At 72.8% G+C, this 18,443-nt stretch carries 19 protein-coding genes; 6 read left to right on the top strand and 13 right to left on the bottom strand.

Features of this window, described 5'->3' with window-relative positions; translation table 11 throughout:
- Positions 1-9: 9 nt before the first annotated feature.
- From ABEB03_RS40815 to ABEB03_RS40795, 5 genes are all read right to left on the bottom strand, one after another.
- Complete coding sequence (locus ABEB03_RS40815) at positions 10-249, bottom strand: DUF6213 family protein (RefSeq protein WP_028800367.1); 240 nt, start codon at positions 247-249, stop codon at positions 10-12.
- Between the two features lie 25 nt (positions 250-274).
- Positions 275-1,669: an NADP-dependent succinic semialdehyde dehydrogenase gene (locus ABEB03_RS40810; RefSeq protein ID WP_345658090.1), complete on the bottom strand. Its 1,395-nt coding sequence runs from the start codon at positions 1,667-1,669 to the stop codon at positions 275-277.
- Positions 1,670-1,744: 75 nt separating this feature from the next.
- Complete coding sequence (locus ABEB03_RS40805) at positions 1,745-2,209, bottom strand: NUDIX domain-containing protein (RefSeq protein ID WP_345658089.1); 465 nt, start codon at positions 2,207-2,209, stop codon at positions 1,745-1,747.
- The gene (locus ABEB03_RS40800; protein ID WP_345658088.1) at positions 2,206-3,744 is read right to left on the bottom strand and encodes an ATP-dependent DNA ligase; all 1,539 of its coding nucleotides are present in this window, start codon (positions 3,742-3,744) and stop codon (positions 2,206-2,208) included. The genes ABEB03_RS40805 and ABEB03_RS40800 overlap by 4 nt, the downstream gene beginning before the upstream one ends.
- Positions 3,745-3,874: 130 nt before the next feature.
- Positions 3,875-4,813, bottom strand: coding sequence for an NAD(P)/FAD-dependent oxidoreductase (locus tag ABEB03_RS40795; RefSeq protein ID WP_345658087.1), 939 nt, complete (start codon positions 4,811-4,813; stop codon positions 3,875-3,877).
- Between the two features lie 77 nt (positions 4,814-4,890).
- Between ABEB03_RS40795 and ABEB03_RS40790 the strand changes: the two genes are divergently transcribed.
- From ABEB03_RS40790 to ABEB03_RS40765, 6 genes are all read left to right on the top strand, one after another.
- Positions 4,891-5,487: a helix-turn-helix domain-containing protein gene (locus ABEB03_RS40790; protein WP_345658085.1), complete on the top strand. Its 597-nt coding sequence runs from the start codon at positions 4,891-4,893 to the stop codon at positions 5,485-5,487.
- A 118-nt stretch (positions 5,488-5,605) separates the two neighbouring features.
- A complete protein-coding gene (locus tag ABEB03_RS40785; protein WP_345658084.1) occupies positions 5,606-6,583 on the top strand; it encodes an NADPH:quinone oxidoreductase family protein in 978 nt (325 codons plus the stop codon).
- Positions 6,580-7,761: an acyl-CoA dehydrogenase family protein gene (locus ABEB03_RS40780; protein ID WP_345658083.1), complete on the top strand. Its 1,182-nt coding sequence runs from the start codon at positions 6,580-6,582 to the stop codon at positions 7,759-7,761. Before ABEB03_RS40785 ends, ABEB03_RS40780 begins: the two co-directional genes overlap by 4 nt.
- Positions 7,758-8,858, top strand: a complete 1,101-nt coding sequence (locus tag ABEB03_RS40775) for an acyl-CoA dehydrogenase family protein (RefSeq protein ID WP_345658082.1) — start codon at positions 7,758-7,760, stop codon at positions 8,856-8,858. Before ABEB03_RS40780 ends, ABEB03_RS40775 begins: the two co-directional genes overlap by 4 nt.
- Before the next feature lie 181 nt (positions 8,859-9,039).
- Positions 9,040-9,900, top strand: coding sequence for a phosphatidylinositol-specific phospholipase C/glycerophosphodiester phosphodiesterase family protein (locus ABEB03_RS40770; RefSeq protein ID WP_345658080.1), 861 nt, complete (start codon positions 9,040-9,042; stop codon positions 9,898-9,900).
- A 150-nt stretch (positions 9,901-10,050) separates the two neighbouring features.
- Entirely contained in the window at positions 10,051-10,245 is a 195-nt protein-coding gene (locus tag ABEB03_RS40765) for a hypothetical protein (RefSeq protein WP_345658079.1), read from the top strand.
- A gap of 29 nt (positions 10,246-10,274) precedes the next feature.
- Here ABEB03_RS40765 and ABEB03_RS40760 read toward each other — a convergent pair whose 3' ends face one another.
- From ABEB03_RS40760 to ABEB03_RS40725, 8 genes are all read right to left on the bottom strand, one after another.
- Positions 10,275-11,504: a phosphodiester glycosidase family protein gene (locus ABEB03_RS40760; RefSeq protein WP_345658078.1), complete on the bottom strand. Its 1,230-nt coding sequence runs from the start codon at positions 11,502-11,504 to the stop codon at positions 10,275-10,277.
- A 75-nt stretch (positions 11,505-11,579) separates the two neighbouring features.
- Entirely contained in the window at positions 11,580-11,936 is a 357-nt protein-coding gene (locus ABEB03_RS40755; RefSeq protein ID WP_345658076.1) for a DUF779 domain-containing protein, read from the bottom strand.
- A gap of 196 nt (positions 11,937-12,132) precedes the next feature.
- Positions 12,133-13,122, bottom strand: a complete 990-nt coding sequence (gene hypE / locus ABEB03_RS40750) for a hydrogenase expression/formation protein HypE (protein ID WP_425589375.1) — start codon at positions 13,120-13,122, stop codon at positions 12,133-12,135.
- A gap of 73 nt (positions 13,123-13,195) precedes the next feature.
- Positions 13,196-14,314, bottom strand: coding sequence for a hydrogenase formation protein HypD (gene hypD, locus ABEB03_RS40745; RefSeq protein ID WP_345658074.1), 1,119 nt, complete (start codon positions 14,312-14,314; stop codon positions 13,196-13,198).
- The gene (locus tag ABEB03_RS40740; protein ID WP_345658073.1) at positions 14,311-14,703 is read right to left on the bottom strand and encodes a HypC/HybG/HupF family hydrogenase formation chaperone; all 393 of its coding nucleotides are present in this window, start codon (positions 14,701-14,703) and stop codon (positions 14,311-14,313) included. The genes hypD and ABEB03_RS40740 overlap by 4 nt, the downstream gene beginning before the upstream one ends.
- A gap of 36 nt (positions 14,704-14,739) precedes the next feature.
- Entirely contained in the window at positions 14,740-17,118 is a 2,379-nt protein-coding gene (hypF, locus tag ABEB03_RS40735) for a carbamoyltransferase HypF (protein WP_345658072.1), read from the bottom strand.
- The gene (gene hypB / locus ABEB03_RS40730; RefSeq protein ID WP_345658071.1) at positions 17,115-18,005 is read right to left on the bottom strand and encodes a hydrogenase nickel incorporation protein HypB; all 891 of its coding nucleotides are present in this window, start codon (positions 18,003-18,005) and stop codon (positions 17,115-17,117) included. Before hypB ends, hypF begins: the two co-directional genes overlap by 4 nt.
- The gene (locus tag ABEB03_RS40725; RefSeq protein WP_345658070.1) at positions 17,989-18,435 is read right to left on the bottom strand and encodes a hydrogenase maturation nickel metallochaperone HypA; all 447 of its coding nucleotides are present in this window, start codon (positions 18,433-18,435) and stop codon (positions 17,989-17,991) included. Before ABEB03_RS40725 ends, hypB begins: the two co-directional genes overlap by 17 nt.
- Positions 18,436-18,443: the final 8 nt, after the last annotated feature.

Below are 18,443 nucleotides of genomic sequence, written 5' to 3'. Positions count from 1 at the left end.
GAGGGTGCGTCAGTCGCCCCTCGTGCCGCTGCTGTGCGCGATGCAGGCCACGTCGATGCGGTCGGCCAGCTTGGCCAGTTCGATCGTGAGCGCGGCCACGGTGTCCTCGTCGAGCCCGTCCTGGCCGGCCTCCACCAGATGCAGCCACCGGCCGCCCACCGTCCGCAGCAGCTTGCTGACGTCGGCGGCCGCCACCTGCAACGTTCCGCGGTCGTCGACGATCAGAGGCAGGGTCACTTCGCGGTTCACAGAGGGGATCGTAACTGCGGAACGCTCACGCTCCGTGCCATACCGTGGTGATGTTGCAGAACTCGCGGATTCCGTGCTCGGACAGCTCACGTCCGTAACCGGACCGTTTCACCCCGCCGAACGGGAACGCCGGGTGCGACGCCGTCATCCCGTTGACGTACACGCCGCCGGCCTCCAGGTCGCGGACGAACCGGTCCACCTCGCCCTCGTCACGCGTCCACACGTTCGAACTCAGCCCGAACGGCGTGTCGTTGGCGAGGGCCACCGCCTCGTCGAGGTCCGCCACGCGGTACAGCGTGGCGACCGGCCCGAAGGCCTCCTCCTGGTGGATGCGCATCTGCGGGGTGATGTCGGCGAGAATCGTCGGCGCGTAGTACCAGCCCCGGTCCCGGTATCCCTCGGGACGCTCGCCGCCGCACAGCACGTTCGCGCCGTTCTCCACGGCGTCGTCGACCAGTTCCTCCAGGTCGCTGCGGCCCTGCTCGGTGGAGAGCGGACCGACGTCCGTGTCCTCGTCCAGCGGGTCGCCGACCTTCAGCGCCGCCATGCCCGCCGTGAACCGCTCGGCGAAGGCGTCGAACACGTCCGCGTGCACGATGAACCGCTTGGCCGCGATGCACGACTGCCCGTTGTTCTGCACCCGGGCCGTCACCGCGATCCGCGCCGCCCGGTCGATGTCCGCCGACGGCATGACGACGTACGGGTCGCTGCCGCCCAGCTCCAGGACGGTCTTCTTCACCTCGTCCCCGGCCACCGACGCGACCGCCCGGCCCGCGGGCTCGCTCCCGGTCAGCGTGGCCGCCTTCACGCGCGGGTCGCGCAGGACGCCCTCGACGGCGCCCGAGCCGATCAGCAGCGTCTGGAAACAGCCCTCGGCGAAGCCCGCCCGGCGGAACAGTTCCTCCAGGTACAGGGCGGTCTGCGGCACGTTCGAGGCGTGCTTGAGCAGGCCCACGTTGCCCGCCATCAGCGCCGGCGCGGCGAACCGGACCACCTGCCACAGCGGGAAGTTCCACGGCATGACGGCCAGGACGGGGCCCAGCGGCCGGTACCGCACCAGGACCCGGGAGGCGCCGGAGTCCTTGGCGTCGGACGGGTCGGGCTCCTCGTCGGCCAGCAGACGCTCGGCGTGGTCCGCGTACCAGCGCATCGCCTTCGCGCACTTCGCGGCCTCCGCGCGGGCCTGCTTGACCGGCTTCCCCATCTCCGTGGTCATCACCCGGCCGATGGTCTGCAGATCCTCGTCGAGGAGGTCGGCGGCGCGGTGCAGCAGCCGGGCCCGCTCGGCGAAGGACGTGGTGCGGTGGGTGCGGAACGCGGACTCGGCGAGGGCGAGCCTGCGCTCGATCTCCTCCGCGCTCAGGGCGTCGAACGTCTTGAGCGTCTCGCCGTTCGCCGGGTTCACCGTCGCGATGGGCATGGCCGACCTCCTGGAGCGGGTTGTGTCTTCGACCCTCCCGCGCCGTACCCCACACCGCAACGCAGAGTGCGCCGCTCAGGACGAGTGTTCGGCGAGCCGGTCGAGAAACTCCCCCTGCGCCTTCACGATCAGCGTCCGCGCCCGGTCCAGACCGAGCCACTCCACCCGGTCCAGCTCGGGGAACTCCTGCCGGCGGCCGGACTTGGGCGGCCACTCCATCTCGAAGGTGCCGGGGACGACGGAGGCCGGGTCCAGGTCCGCCTCGATCGCCCAGGCCGTGACGACCTTGCCGTTGGTCTGGGTGACCTCGCCGAGCGGGAGCGCCTGCCCGTCGGGCGGCAACAGCCCCAGCTCCTCCTGGAACTCACGGCGCGCCGCGGCCCAGGGGGTCTCGTCGGCCTCGTACTCGCCCTTCGGGACGGTCCAGGCCCCGGCGTCGCGTCGCGCGAAGAACGGGCCGCCCATGTGGCCGAGCAGGACCTCCAGGCCGTCGTCGGTGCGCCGGAACAGCAGCAGCCCCGCGCTGTGCTTCCCCCTCATCGCGTGACCTCCCGATGCGCGGCCAGCAGCGTCGCGACCGTGTCGGCCTCGGCCGCGGCCTTGTCCTCGCGGTAGCGCACGACGCGCGCGAAACGCAGGGTGACACCGGCCGGGTAGCGGGTGGACCGCTGGAGACCGTCGTACGCGATCTCGACGACGAGTTCGGGCCGTACGGTCACCACGTGACCGTCGTCCTCGACGGCCAGCTCCCGGAGCCGCTCGGTCTGCCAGGCGAGCATCGCGTCGGTCATGCCCTTGAAGGTCTTGCCGAGCATCGCGAAGGACCCGTCCGCGTCCCGCGCGCCCAGGTGCAGGTTCGAGAGCTTGCCGGTGCGCCGTCCGTGGCCCCACTCGGCCGCCAGGACGACCAGGTCGAGGGTGTGCACGGGCTTGACCTTCAGCCAGGACGCACCGCGCCGGCCCGCGCTGTAGGGGGCGTCGAGCGCCTTGATCACGACCCCTTCGTGGCCGCGTTCCAGCGTGTCGGCGAGGAACCGTTCCGCCGCGGAGAGGTCCGCCGGGCCGTCGACGAGCGTGCGCCGCACCCGCATCGGCTCGGGCACCAGCCGCGCCAGCTCCGCGTGCCGTTCGGCGAACGGCAGGTCCAGCAGGTCCTGTCCGTCGACGGACAGCGCGTCGAAGAAGACGGGGGAGACGGGCACGGTCCGCGCGGCCGTGACCACGTCCACGCGGGAGCCCACGCGTCCGGCCGTCTCCTGGAAGGACCGCGGCCGCCCCGCCCCGTCCAGCGCGATCACCTCGCCGTCCAGGATGAACCGTTCGCCCTTCAGGTCCAGCGCGGCCCCGGTGAGCTCGGGCAGGCGGTCGGTGATGTCGTCCAGGGTCCGGGTGTACACGCGTACGTCGTCGCCGTCGCGGTGCAGCTGGACGCGGATGCCGTCGAGCTTCTCCTCGACGGCACACACGCCCAGCTTGTCCACGGCCTCGGAAACGGAGGCGGCGGTGTGCGCCAGCATCGGAAGCACCGGGCGGCCCACGGTCAGCCGGAACCCCTCCAGGGCCTCCGGCCCCCGTGCCAGCAGGGCCTGCGCCACCGTCTGCAGCGAACCGGCCAGCATCACCGCCCGCCTGACGTCGGCAGCGGGTGCCCCGGTCGCCCGGGCCAGCCCCTCCACGGCGACCGCGTCCAACGCGCCCTGCCGCACCTCACCGGTGATCAGCCCGAGCAGGAAGCGCTGCTCCTCGGCGGTGGCCGCCGCCATCAGTTCCCCCACCAGGCGGGCCCTGCGCTCCTGCGCGCCGGTGCCGGAGACCTCACCCAGCTCGGTGAGCAGCGCGTGCACCTCCCGCACGGTGAGTGCGGGCTCGGCGGCCGGGGCGACGGGCCGGCTCAGCACCTTCCAGCCGACGCCGAGCCGCCCCTGGGGCAGCCGGCCCGCGAGGTACGGGATCACGATCGGGACGTCGTCCGCGTCGGCGTCCCGGAACAGCTCGGCGAGCAGCCCGATCTTCCGGGACCGCGCCGAGGTGGCGGCGACCTCCTGCGAGACTTGGGCGAGCCGGCTCAGCAGCATGCAGCCATGGTGCATCGCACACGCCGCGCGCACACCCCTGCGGGGCACGCCGTGCGGGCACCTCCTGTCGGCGTCCGGCCGGACTCAGGCCCGTGCCACGGTGGGCGGGGCGGCCGGGCCGCTCCCCGGTTCAGCCCCGCGCCACGGCCGCGTCGAGGTCCGCGAAGAGCAGCTCGCCGTTGAGCGTCGCCGCCGCCCGGTAGCCGCCGCTCGCCGCGTTCACGACCTGTTCCGCGAAGCCGATCGCGTTGCCCGCGGCCCAGACGCCGGGCACGCTCGTCAGCCCCGTCTCGTCGACCACCGGATACGTTCCGAACGGGGTCTCGCGCAGTTCGGCGCCCAGACGTTCCAGCAGGCCGGTCCGCGGGACGGCGCGCGGCGCGACGAACAGCACCGAACGGGCGTGCGTCGTGCCGTCCGCGCGCCGTACCCCGGTGAGCCGGTCGTCCGCGACCACCAGCTCCGCGACCCCGCCCGGCACCACGGCGACGCCCGCGGCGGCCAGCCGGCGCAGATCGTCGTCCGTCAGCTCGTCCTCGCGGACGGTGTGCAGGAAGAGGGTCACGTCCTTCGACCACTGGCTCACCATCAGCGCCTGGTGCACGCTCATGGGCGTGGTGGCGAGCACGCCGAAGGCCTCGTCGCGCACCTCCCAGCCGTGGCAGTACGGGCAGTGCAGCACGTCCCGCCCGAACCGCTCGGCGACCCCCGGCACCGACGGCAGCTCGTCGGCCAGTCCGGTCGTGACGATCAGCCGGCGCGCGTGCACCGGCCGCCCGTCCGCGAGCGTGACGTCGAACTCGCCGGCGCCGTCCCGGGCCACGTCCACCACGCGGCCCCGGACCACTGCGACCCCGTACCCCTCGACCTCGCGCCGTCCCTCGGCGAGGAACTCGGCGGGCGGCATGCCGTCCCGCGACAGATAGCCCTGCATGTGCGCGGCGGGCGCGTTGCGGGGCTCGCCCGCGTCGACGACCAGCGTGCGGCGCCGGGCCCGGCCGAGGACCAGCGCCGCGGACAGTCCCGCCGTGCCGCCTCCCACGACGACGACTTCGTACCTCTCGGTCATGGTGACCACCTCCACCGAGAAGGTCCCGCGATCCCCGCAGAATTGACAAATGGCTTTGCCGATCCTGCAATACGAGCATGAGTGAGGACACGGAGACGGACGAGGTGCTGGCCGAGGTCGGGCCGCGGCTGCGGCGGATCCGCAAGGAGCGGGGCGCGACCCTCGCGGGACTGTCCGAGGCGACGGGCATCTCGGTGAGCACGCTCTCCCGCCTGGAGTCAGGACTGCGCAAACCCAGTCTGGAACTGCTGCTGCCGATCGCGCGGGCGCACCAGGTGCCGCTGGACGAGCTCGTCGGAGCGCCACCGGTGGGCGACCCGCGGGTACGGGCCGAGCCGATCGTGCGGTACGGGCGCACCCACTGGCCGCTGACCCGTCAGCCCGGCGGGCTCCAGGCCTACAAGGTGCTCGAACCGAAGCGGCGCATGGAGCCGGACCCGCGGGTCCACGAGGGCTACGAGTGGCTGTACGTGCTGTCGGGGCGGCTGCGGCTGGTGCTCGGCGAGCACGACGTGGTGCTCGGGCCGGGGGAGGCCGCGGAGTTCGACACCCGCGTACCGCACTGGTTCGGGTCCACGGGGGAGGGGCCGGTGGAGTTCCTGAGCCTGTTCGGCGCGCAGGGGGAGCGGATGCACGTCAGGGCGCGGCCCGCCCGGCGCGGGCGGGGCGACTGACGGGGCGTGTCGAAGACGACCGGCGCCGACTGTTCCCAGGCAGGCAAGCGACCGCTTAGTATGCGATCGACCGCGGTCCAGACGCCGGACACCGAGACGCAGCCCCTGGAGGCCCCGCATGCAGGCATGGCAAGTGCACCAGAACGGCGAGCCGAGCGAGGCGATGCGCCTCCAGGAGGTGCAGCGGCCCACGCCCGGTGACGGCCAGGTCCTGCTGAAGGTGCGCGCCGCGAACATCAACTTCCCGGACGCACTGCTCTGCCGCGGCCAGTACCAGGTCAGGCCGCCGCTGCCGTTCACCCCCGGCGTGGAGATCTGCGGCGAGACCGAGGACGGCCGCCGCGTGATCGCCAACCCGGCCCTGCCGCACGGCGGATTCGCCGAGTACGCGCTCGCGGACGCCGCCGCCCTGCTGCCCGCACCGGAGGCCCTCGACGACGCCGAGGCCGCCGCCCTGCACATCGGCTACCAGACGGGATGGTTCGGCCTGCACCGCCGCGCCCGCCTGGAGGCCGGCGAGACCCTGCTCGTCCACGCTGCCGCAGGAGGGGTCGGCAGCGCGGCCGTGCAGCTCGGCAAGGCGGCGGGCGCCACCGTCATCGGCGTCGTCGGCGGCGCCGACAAGGCCGCCGTGGCCCGCGAGCTGGGTTGCGACGTGGTGATCGACCGCCGCGCCGAGGACGTCGTCGCCGCGGTCAAGCAGGCCACCGGCGGCCGGGGTGCCGACGTCGTCTACGACCCTGTCGGCGGCGAGGCCTACACCCAGTCCACGAAGGTCGTCGCCTTCGAGGGCAGGATCGTCGTCGTGGGCTTCGCGAGCGGCACGATCCCCAGTCCCGCGCTGAACCACGCCCTCGTGAAGAACTACTCGATCCTCGGCCTGCACTGGGGCCTGTACAACACCAAGAACCCGAAGCTGGTCCAGCACTGCCACGAGCAGCTCACCGAGCTCGCCGCCCGGGGTGCCGTCAAGCCGCTGGTGAGCGAGCGCGTGCCGCTGAGCGGGGCGGCAGCCGCCGTGCAGCGCGTCGCCGACGGTGTCACCACCGGACGGATCGCCGTGCTCCCCGCACTGGAGAATGGAGCCGCAGCATGACCGACGCAGCCGAACTGCGCCGCCGCGCCCAGGAGTTGCTGGCCGCGCACCCGCCCGCCACGACCGACCGCACGGACTTCCTCCGGGCGCGCTTCGACGCCGGCCTGGCCTGGGTGCACTACCCGGAGGGCCTCGGCGGACTCGGTGCCCCGCGCACCCTTCAGGCCGTCGTGGACGCCGAACTGGAGGCCGCCCAAGCCCCCGACAACGACCCGCGGCGCATCGGCATCGGCCTCGGCATGGCGGCGCCCACGATCCTCGGCTTCGGCACCGAGGATCAGAAGCGACGCTTCCTCAGGCCGCTGTGGACCGGGGAGGAGGTCTGGTGCCAGCTCTTCAGCGAGCCCGGCGCCGGGTCCGACCTCGCCGCGCTCGGCACCCGGGCCGTCCGCGAGGGCGACACCTGGGTGGTCAACGGGCAGAAGGTGTGGACGTCCAGCGCCCATGTGGCCCGCTGGGCGATCCTCATCGCCCGCACCGACCCGGACGTGCCGAAGCACCGGGGCATCACCTACTTCGTCTGCGACATGACCGACCCGGGCGTCGAGGTCCGGCCGCTGCGCCAGATCACCGGCGAGGCCGAGTTCAACGAGGTCTTCCTCACCGACGTCCGTATCCCCGACTCCCGGCGCCTCGGCGACGTCGGCGACGGCTGGAAGGTCGCGCAGACCACGCTCATGAACGAGCGCGTGTCCATCGGCGGGATGCGCATCCCGCGCGAGGGCGGCATGATCGGGCCGGTCTCCAGGACCTGGCGCGAGCGCCCCGAACTGCGCACCCACGACCTGCATCAGCGGCTGCTGAAGCTGTGGGTGGAGGCAGAGGTCGCCCGTGTCACCGGCGAACGGCTGCGCCAGCAGCTCGTCGCGGGCCAGCCCGGCCCCGAGGGATCCGGCATGAAGCTGGGCTTCGCCCGGCTCAACCAGGAGATCTCCGGCCTGGAGGTCGAACTCCTCGGCGAGGAGGGCCTGCTGTACGACGACTGGACGATGCGACGGCCCGAGCTCGTCGACTTCACCGGCCGCGACGCCGGCTACCGCTATCTCCGCTCCAAGGGCAACAGCATCGAGGGCGGGACCAGCGAGGTCCTGCTCAACATCGTCGCCGAACGCGTCCTGGGACTGCCGTCCGAGCCGCGCACGGACAAGGACGTCGCGTGGAAGGACCTCGCCCGATGACAACGCAGAGCACCCAGCCCGATCTGCTCTACTCGGAGGAGGAAGAGGCGCTGCGCGCCGCCGTCCGCGACCTCCTCGCCGACCGTTGCGACGCGGCGGGCGTCATCGCCCGCACCGAGTCGCACACACCGCACGACCCCGAGCTCTGGAAGGCGCTGTCGGCCGGGATGGGGCTGGCGGGCCTCCTGGTGCCCGAGGCCGAGGCCGGGGGCGGCCAGGGCGCCACGCACCGTGAAGCCGCCGTCGTCCTGGAGGAGCTCGGGCGCGCCGTCGCCCCCGTGCCCTATCTGAGCAGCGCCGTGGTGGCCACCGAGGCCGTGCTGGCCTGCCAGGACGACGAACTGACGGGTCGGCTGGCCTCCGGACGGACCGTCGGAGTGCTCGCCGTGAGCCTCGGCACCGCGCCGGGCGCCGCCTTCAGCACCGTACGGCTGGAAGACGGGCTGCTGCACGGCGAGTTGACCGGCATCGCGGACGCCGTCGCCGCGGACGTGCTGCTGGTACCCGCACAGGACGGCGGCCTGTACGCCGTGGACGCGGAGTCCGTGACCGTCACCCCGCGGGTGTCCCTCGACCTGACGCGTCCCGTCGCCACCGTCGGCCTCGACGGGGTCCCGGGCCGCCGGCTGGGCGACGCGGAGCCGGCCGTGCGACGGGCCCTGCGCGCCGGTGCCGGACTGCTGGTCTCCGAGCAACTCGGTCTGGCCGAATGGTCGTTGACGGAGACGGTGCGCTACCTGAAGGAGCGCAAGCAGTTCAACCGTCCCGTCGGCGGCTTCCAGGCGCTCAAGCACCGGCTGGCGCAGGTGTGGCTGGAGGTCGTCAACCTGCGTGCCGCCGCCCGCAACGCAGCCGACGCGCTCGCCACCGGCAGCGCGGACGCCGACGTCGCGGTCGCGGTGGCCCAGGCCTACGCGGCTCCGGTCGCGGTGCACGCCGCCGAGGAGGCGCTCCAGCTGCACGCCGGCATCGGCATGACCTGGGAGCACCCGGTGCACCTGTACCTGAAGCGGGCCAAGGCCGACTCCCTGGCGTACGGCACGGCGGGCGCCCACCGCGAGGCGCTGGCCGAACTGGTCGACCTGCGCGCGCCCTGACCTGCCTCCGGCCCGTCCGGGAAAGCCCGCCCCACCTGGGGCGGGCTTTGTCGTGCGGGCCGCCCCGAGAAGTGAACAGAGGGCGGCAGTCCAGCCAACTCCCCGCACGGAGAGGCTCCTTGGGCCCGTACCGAACGCATACTCGCTTCGGTCCCACCCGGCCCTCAAAGGGAGGCAGAGCATGGCCCTCACCACCCGTCGCAGAGCCCTCACCACTTTCGGCGCCGCCCTCGCCGGCGCGGTCGCACTGCCGGCCACGCAGGCGTGGGCGGGCGGCGGCCACCACGGCCCCCGCCCGCTGCGGCGCGCACACGCCCACAACGACTACGAGCACCCACGCCCCCTGTACGACGCCCTCGACCACCGGTTCGGCAGCGTCGAGGCCGACATCTATCTCGTCGGCGACCAGCTCCTCGTCGCCCACGACCCCGTCGACCTCGACCCGACCCGCACCCTCGAATCCCTCTACCTCGAACCCCTCGCCGCCCGCGTCAGGGCCAACCGCGGCTCGGTGTACCGCGGTTACCGTGAGCCCTTGCAACTGCTGGTCGACATCAAGACCGAGGGCGCGTCGACGTATCTCGAACTCGACCGTCACCTGCGCCGCCACCGCCATCTGTTCACCACCTACGCGCACGGCCGGGTGCACCCCGGACCGGTCACGGCGGTGATCTCCGGCGACCGGGCAGCCCGGGCGCCGATGGAGGCCCAGACCGTGCGGCGCGCCTTCTACGACGGGCGGCTCAGCGACCTCGGCACCGCGGCCCCCGCCTCGTTCGTCCCGCTGATCAGCGACAACTGGACCCTGAACTTCAGCTGGCTGGGCGACGGCCCCTTCCCGGCGGCCGAACGCGAGAAGCTGCGCGGCATCATCGCGGCGGCGCACGGACGCCGGCAGAAGGTCCGCTTCTGGGCGACACCCGACCTGGCGGGTCCGGCCCGTGACGCGCTGTGGGGCGAACTGCTCGCCGCCGACGTCGACTACCTGAACACGGACGACCTGGCCGGCCTGGAGTCGTTCCTGGACGCCCACCGGGCGTAGTCACCGCCCGCGCACCCGGTCGCCCGCCGGCGGGCGACCGGGTGCGAGAACCACACGTTCGGAGGACAGGTCAGCCGCCCGGACGAACCCTTCGCTACGCCACACTTACGGCCGAACGCCGCGAAGCGGACGTGGTGGAGGAGGTTGACGATGGCGATTTCCATCTCTGTGGTGCTGCTGCTCCTGATCCTGGCGGTGGTCTTCCTGCGCAACGGCGCACTGAAGATCTCCCACGCCCTGGTCTGCGTGCTGCTCGGTTTCTATCTGGCCAGCACGAGCATGGCCCCGACCATCCTCAGCGGGCTCACGGCGACCGCGGACATCGTGGGCAGCCTGAAGCCCTGAGAGACTCCGGCGCCGGCCGGACCCGGGGGTCAGGGACGCGAGAACACGCCGATGCCGTTCGGCACGGGGCGTTCGGCGCCACCGCTCGGATGGTTGAGGACGCCGACCGCGTCCGCACCCGGCTGCCGGGCGACCATCGTGCTGGATCCCCCGCCGTCCAGGCTGAACGCGTCCTGCGAGCCCAACTGCCGCATCGTCTCCGTCACTTCCGCGATCGTGAGCCCGTTGCGGTACTCGGGCGCGCCGTCCAGGGCGAGGAGCAGCATGCGTCGGCCGTGGTCCGCGATGCCCACCGCGGTCCGTACCGCCGCGGTCGTGTCGTCCAGCCCCGGCAGCGGACGGCCGTCGACGAGCATCGGGTAGCCGCCCAGCGCCATGCCGTACGGGATGCGGGAGGCCTCCGCGACCAGACGGTGCCGCACCGTGACCCGCTCGCCCACGGACAGCTTCCGCAGCAGCTGGGCGCCCGCCTCCCGGCCCACCAGCACCGTGCTGCCCGACACGACGGGACCGGCACCAGGGGTGTCGGCCGCCGACACGACCCGTCCGCCCTCGACCGTCACCTCGTATGTGTCCGTGCTGCACGGCGCCGCCCGCTCGGTGTCCGTGCCGCAGGTGGCCCGCACCCGGGAGACGCTGCCCCAGTCCGACGTGAACGCGCCGATCGAACCCTCCGGCAGCGCGTACTGGTTGAGCCCGCCCAGCGGCCACCGTCCCTCATGGCTGCGCACGGAGCCGTCGAGCGTCAGACCGTCCAGCCGGGCCCTGCGGTCGACGCCCACACCGAACACGTCCTCGGTCGTCGTGCCGGGCGGCAGGGCGGGCCCGAAGCGCTGCCCGTTCGGCACGGCCGCCTTGAGCGCGTGCCCGCCCGCGATCGCCGGGCCCACGGTCGCGCCGGTCGCCTCCACGCCCGGATGCTGGGTCTCCGTGATGTTGAAGAAGTCGCCGTTGACTCCCGCGACGGCGCCCTGGTCGTCGGCGAGCCGGGAGACCGGCGCCCGGGACGCCACGGCACCCGGGTTCAGCAGTCCGACGCGCACACGGGGGTCGCGCAGATCGACGTCGAGCACATGCGCGTGCGCCACCCCCTTGGCCCCCTGGATGTCCAGCTGGGTGTACTCCACGCCCGGCGCGATCGCGGTGCCTTCCTCCGCGCCGCTGGCCGGTGCCGCCCCCACCAGGGCGGCACCGGCCAGCGCTCCGCATGCCGTGAAAACCGTCAGTACCGTTCTGAGCCGTCCGTCACGACGCGTCACAGTGCCCCCTGAGGTCTCGTCAACTTTCGCAGGACTCAGGGGAATTGCACCAGACGGCGGCGCCCGCTCCGATGGCTAGGCGCCGACGACCCGGGAACGGATCAGGAAACGCACTCCTTCGGGTGCCTCCAGCGAGAAGCCGCTGCCCCGGCCTGACACGACGTCCACGATGAGCCGCGTATGGCTCCACAGCTCGTACTGGCTCCTGGACATCCAGAAGGCCACCGGGTCGTCGAGGCCCTCGACCTCCAGATCGGCGAGCAGGACGTCGGAGCCGCCGGTACGGAACTCGCCGTTCGGATAGCACATGGGCGCACTGCCGTCGCAGCAGCCGCCCGACTGGTGGAACATCAACGGTCCGTGGAGGGCGCTCAGCCGCCGTACCAGCTCGGCTGCTGCGGGCGTCAGCTCCACGCGCGGGACGACATCCATCGGCTCTCCCCGTCGGGTCACGGATGCGGTGACCCCACCGACGGCGCACCACGGCCGGGCCATCGCTCAGCCGACCATCCCGGAGGTTGCGAGAGGGTTGCACAGGCGGCCGGTCCCACAAGAGGCCGGCCCCGGTGACGCCCGCCGTGCGCAGGAGACGTCACCGAGGCCGGCCTCGGGATCCGATGTGCGGTCGTCAGCAGATGCGGGGCAACTGCTCGCCGAGCGGCATGTCCACGACGCGGGTGCCGCCGAGCCCGGTGGCCGCGACGACCATGCCGGGATGATCGGGGACGCAGTGGCCGATCGCCACGGCCTCCTTGCCGAGCGGATGGGCCCGCATGGCCGCGAGCACGGCATCGGCGTGCTCGGGCGGCACGAACGCCACCAGCTTGCCCTCGTTGGCCACGTACAGCGGGTCCAGGCCCAGGAACGCACAGGCGTTGGCGACCGTGTCCGGCACGGGCAGCGAGCGCTCGTCGAGCCGGACGCCGACGTTCGCCGCGCCCGCGATCTCGTTCAGGGAGGTGGCCAGACCGCCGCGGGTCGGGTCGCGCAGCACATGGAGGTCCGGACAGACGGCCAGCATCTCCGCGACCAGACCGGCCAGCGACGCCGTGTCGCTCTCGATCTCGACGCCGAACTCCAGACCCTCCCGCACGCTCATGATGGCCACGCCGTGCACCCCGATGGGGCCGCTGACGAGCACCACGTCTCCGGGGGTCGCGCGCTGCGGACGGATGTCCACGCCCGCCGGGATCACACCGATCCCGGCGGTGTTGATGAAGATGCCGTCCCCGTGCCCCGCGTCGACCACCTTGGTGTCACCGGTCGCCACCGTCACCCCGGCGGTACGGGCCGCCTCGCCGAGAGCCTCGGCCACGCGTCCCACGACGGCCAGTTCGACGCCCTCCTCCAGGATGAACCCGCAGGAGAGGTAGGCGGGCACGGCCCCGGCCATCGCCAGGTCGTTGACCGTGCCGTTCACCGCGAGGTCCCCGATGCTGCCGCCCGGGAAGAAGAGCGGACGCACGACGAAGGAGTCGGTGGAGAACGCCAGGCGGGCGCCGTCCAGGTACAGCCGCGCGGAGTCGCCCAGTTCGGCGAGCACGTCGCTGCCGAAGGCCGGCGCGAACAGGTGCTCCACCAGCTCGGCGGAGAGCGTGCCGCCACCGCCGTGCCCCATCACGATCTTGTCGTGGTCGCGCAGCGGCGCCGGGCAGGTCCAGGACGAGAAGTCGACGGGTGCCGACGCGGAGTCAGACAACGCTGCTCGCCTCCTTGTTCGGGGCGTCCAGCCGCCGGTACAGGTAGTAGGCCGCGCACGCGCCCTCGCTGGAGACCATGGTCGCGCCCAGCGGATTGCGCGGTGTGCACTCCTTGCCGAACGCCGCGCACTCGTGCGGCTTGATGAGGCCCTGGAGGACCTCGCCGCTGCGGCACACCGTCGACTCCTCCGTCTCGATGCCGGTGACCGAGAAGCGGTGCTCGGCGTCGTAGTCGCGGTACTTGGGCGACAGCCGCCAGCCGCTCTGCGGGATCGTGCCGATGCCGCGCCACGCCCGGTCGGTCACCTCGAAGACGTCGGCCAGCATGGCGCGCGCCGCGGGGCTGCCGTCGGCCTGGACGGCCCGGGGGTAGGCGTTCTCCACAGTGTGCCGACCGGACTCCAGCTGCCGCACCGCCCGGCGGATGCCCTCCAGGATGTCGAGCGGCTCGAAGCCGGTCACCACGATGGGCACCCGGTGCCGTTCGGCCAGTTCCGGATACTCGGCGGTGCCCATGACCGTGCAGACGTGGCCCGCGGCGAGGAACGCCTGGACCCGGCAGTCCGGAGAATTCATGATCGCGTCGATGGCGGGCGGCACCCGGACGTGGGAGACCAGCAGGCTGAAGTTGGTGATGCCCAGCTTCTTGGCCTGGTGGACGGTCATCGCGTTGGGCGGGGCCGTGGTCTCGAAGCCGATGCCGAAGAAGACGACCTGACGGTCCGGGTTCTCCTGGGCGATCTTCAGCGCGTCCAGCGGGGAGTACACGACCCGGACGTCCGCGCCCTCGCTCTTGACCTTGAACAGGTCGCGTCCGCTGCCGGGCACCCGGAGCATGTCCCCGAAGGAGCAGAAGATCACGTCCGGACGGGAGGCGATCTCCAGCGCCTTGTCGATGATCTCCAGGGGCGTCACGCACACCGGACAGCCCGGCCCGTGGATCAGCTGGATCTCCTCGGGCAGCAACTGGTCGATGCCGTGACGGATGATCGAGTGCGTCTGCCCGCCGCAGACCTCCATGAGGGACCAGGGCCGTGTGGTGACCGCCCTGATGTCGTCGAAGAGCCGCTTGGCGAGGACCGGGTCGCTGAACTCGTCCAGGTACTTCATGACCGCGCCTCCTTGTCGGCACTGTCCTCGGCGGCGGGCCCGTCGTGACCGGGCCGGGCGCCGTTCGTGGGGGCGGGTCCGGTGTCCGGGAGTTCGGTACCGGCGGGGCGTTCGGCGCCCGCGTCCCTGGCGGCCTTGCCCCAGGCGTCGCCGAACTCCTCCTCCAGGACCCCGAGGTTCTCGAAGAGCTCCAGGGTCTGCTTCGCCGACTGCTCGTCCAGCCGTTGCAGGGCGAACCCGACATGGACGATGGCGTAGTCACCGACCTGCATGTCCGGCACGTACTCCAGACACACGTCCTTGACGACACCGCCGAAGTCCACCTTGGCCATCCGCGTCGCGTCACGTTCCTCGATCTTCAGCACTCGGCCGGGTACGGCCAGACACATGAGTCGCTCCTGCCTCGCTCGTGCAGTACTCCCGCGCTACCGCGTGGCGCGGGCGGCGACGATCAGCTGCCCGAGCGCAAGACCGCCGTCATTGGGGGGAACCCTGTGGTGCCGCAGGACGGCGAAGCCGTCCCGTTCCAGAACGGCGCAGCAGCCCTCGGTCAGCAGGGCGTTGCAGAACACGCCGCCGCTCAGGGCGACCGTGCCGATGCCGGTGCGTTCCCGTGCCACCGCGCACACCTCCTGGACGAGGGAGACCACCGCCGCGTGGAACCGACGCGCCACCGGACCGGCCGCGACCCCGGCGCGGACATCCGCGACGGCAGCGGCCAGCACCGGCGCCGGATCGGCGACCAACGGTGCCTCCGGGTCCTGACGGACCGGTCTCAGCATGAACCGGTACGCACCTTTTCGCCCGTCGTCGAGGAGGCCGGCGGGCGACCCGGAGGCGCCGTACAGGTCCTCCAGCGCCGCGTTCTCCAGCTCCATCGCCGCCTGCGCCTCGTACTCCACCCGGTGACAGACGCCCGCCAGAGAGGACACCGCGTCGAACAGTCGGCCCATGCTGGAGGTGGGCACGCAGTTGAGGTTCCGCTCCAGCTGCCGTCGCAGCAGCCGCCGTTCCTCCGCAGTGGCGGCCCCGACGCACGGCAGCTCCTCCGACCAGGGCAGACCCGCCGTGCGCAGGTGGGACAGCGCCATCCGGTAGGGGTTGCGCACGGCGGCGTCGCCACCCGGCAGGGCGGCATAGCCCAGATGGGCGAACCTGCGGTATCCGTCGTAGTCGGCGAGCAGCACCTCGCCGCCCCACACGGCACCGTCGTCGCCGTACCCCGTCCCGTCGAAGGCGATCCCGATGACCTGCTCGGAGCCGTCCAGGCCGTGCTCGGCCATGGCGGAGGCGACATGGGCGTGGTGGTGCTGCACCTGACGCAGCGGCAGGTCACGCGCCCGTGCCTCGCGGTGCGCCCACTGGGTGGAGCGATAACCGGGGTGCCGGTCGGCGACCAGCAGTCGCGGTGCGACGGAGGTGAGATCCGTCAGCTGCGCGGTGGCCCGCTCGAAGGCGTTCAGCGTCGCCAGGTCGTCCATGTCGCCGACGTGTGCGGACAACCAGGCGTAGCGGCCGTCACCCGCGCAGAAGGCGTTCTTGAGGTCGCCGCCGGTGGCCAGCGCCGGGACCACCGGCACCGGCAGGGCGATGGGGAACGGGGCGTACCCGCGTGAGCGGCGCACCGGCAGTTCGGCCCCGGCGCACACCCGCACCACGGAGTCGTCGCACGGCACGTGGATGGGGCGGTCGTGGGCGAGCCAGACGTCGGCCAGACCCTCCAGCCGGGCCAGCGCCTCCGCGTCGTCCGTGACGATCGGCTCGCCCGACCGGTTGCCGCTCGTCATGACCAGGACGGCCGGGCCGGGAGGATCTCCGGGCAGTCCGAGCAGCAGCCGGTGCAGCGGCGTGTACGGCAGCATGACCCCGAGGTCGGGGCTGCCGGGGGCGACCGCCGCGGCCACGTCGGGGCACGCGGACGTCCGGCGCCGCAGGAGGACGACCGGCTTGCGCGGCCCGAGCAGCAACTCGCGCTCGGCGTCGCCCACCAGAGCCAGCCGCTCCACGGTCTCCAGGGAGTCCGCCAGCACGGCGAACGGCTTGTCGCCCCGGTTCTTGCGCTTGCGCAGGGTGCGCACGGCCGAGGGGTCGCCCGCGTCGCACGCCAGGTGGTAGCCGCCGAGCCCCTTCACCGCGACCACGGCGCCCTCGGCCAGCATCCGGCGGGCCTCGGCCAGTGCCGCCGCGTCGCGCGGCCCGTCGGCGTCGTGGGGCCCGGTCCGCAGGGTGAGCCGCGGGCCGCAGGCCGGGCAGGCGATCGGCTGGGCGTGGAAGCGCCGGTCGGCCGGATCGGTGTACTCGCCCGCGCAGTCGGCGCACATCGGGAACCCGGCCATGGTGGTCCGGTCCCGGTCGTAGGGCAGCGAGGTGACGATGGTGAACCTCGGACCGCAGTGCGTGCAGGTGATGAACGGATGCCGGTGGCGCCGGTCGGCCGGGTCGGCGAGTTCGCTCAGACAGGCGTCGCAGGTGGCCGTGTCCGGGGAGACCAGTGTGCGGCCAGGGCCGCCGGCCGAGGGCCGGATGGTGAACACCGAGCCGTCGTTCTCCGGCGGCACGACACGTTGCTCGACCGACTCGACGACGGCGAGCGGCGGCGGCCGGGTCCCGACGCGCTCGCAGAACTCCGCGACGGCGGCGGCCGGCCCCTCCACCTCGGCCTCGACGCCCTGCGCGTTGTTGGTGACCCAGCCGGTCAGGCCGAGTTGCTCGGCGAGCGTGTACACGAACGGCCGGAAGCCGACTCCCTGGACGACGCCCCTGACGGTGACGTGCCGGCGCTCGCGCCCCGGGGACGGACTCACCTGGCGGGCTCCTGCTCGTGCGGGTGTCCCGGGCCGACGGGGTGGTCCGCGGTGTGCGGGTCTCCCGGGCCGGACGCGTGGTGATCCGCCGGGTGCGAGTGCCCGGGGCCGGACGGCCGCTGCCCCGCAGTCTGCGGGTGGTGTCCGTTCGCCTGTGCGGGTCCGGTCTCGTGCTCGTGGCTGTGCAGGTGCCGGGCGTGCTCCTGCGCGAGCACGGGCGTGTGCGGCGCGTCGCCGGCCGCGCAGCGCAGCACGTGGGCCAGCAGCGCGTCGACGCCCCGGCCCGTGCGCGCGGACGTCTCCAGGACGGGCACCCCGGGATTGACCTGCTCGACGCCGCGCAGGAACGCCTCGCGGTCGAAGCCCACGGCGTCCGCGATGTCGGTCTTGGTCACCACCACGAGATGCGCGAGCCCGAAGGCCGTCGGGTACTTGACGGGCTTGTCCTCGCCCTCGGTCACCGAGGCGAGCGCGATGCGCAGGGTCTCGCCGAGGTCGTAGGAGGCGGGGCAGACGAGATTGCCGACGTTCTCGACGAACAGGATCCGGGTGCCCTCGGGCAGCCAGCCGTCCAGCTGTCGCTGAAGCATGCCCGCCTCCAGATGACAGAGCCCGTCGGTGAGGATCTGCCGCACCGGGGCACCCGAACGGGCGAGCCGGGTCGCGTCGTTCTCGGTGGCCAGGTCCGCGGTGACCGCCGCGGCGGGAGTGCCCTCGGCCACGGCACGGGCCAACAGCCGCTCCAGCAGGGCCGTCTTGCCGCTGCCGGGACTGGACAGAAGGTTCACCGCGGTGGTGCCCCGGTCACCCAGATAGCCCCGCAGGGTCAGCGCGTTCTCGTCGTTCTTGGCGAGGACGGCCTGATGAAGGTCAACGGTGCGGCACATGGCTCGTCTCCTGGTCGTCCGTACGGCCCGTCGCCGGGGCGGCCCGCGGCCCGCGGTGCGTGGTTCCACCGTCCGGGCTCCCGTCGGCGACCACCACCCGGACGATCTCCAACTCCCGGCCGCCGAGCAGGGTCAGCGTGCTCCCGCAGTCGGCGCACCACAGCACGGGAGGCATCCCGGTGGGGGCCTCGCGGCCGCACCCGTCGCAGCGCGCCCGCGCCTCAACAGTCTCGATCAGCAGCCGTGCCCCCGCCAGCGCGGTTCCCTCCGTGGCGAGCCCGAACGAGAAGTCCAGGGCCTCGGGCACCACACCGGCGAGCTCGCCGATCCGCAGGGTCAGCGACTCGACCGCGGAGCCCTGTCCCCGTAGGGCCTCCTCGACCTGTTCGACGACCGCGACGGCTATGGAGAGCTCATGCACCGGCGTCACCCGCCCGG

The sequence above is a fragment of the Streptomyces siamensis genome (assembly GCF_039543605.1).
GTDB lineage: Bacteria > Actinomycetota > Actinomycetes > Streptomycetales > Streptomycetaceae > Streptomyces > Streptomyces siamensis.
The sequence above is the reverse complement of the archived record's forward strand: the minus strand, read 5'-3'. Positions and strand labels throughout refer to the sequence as shown.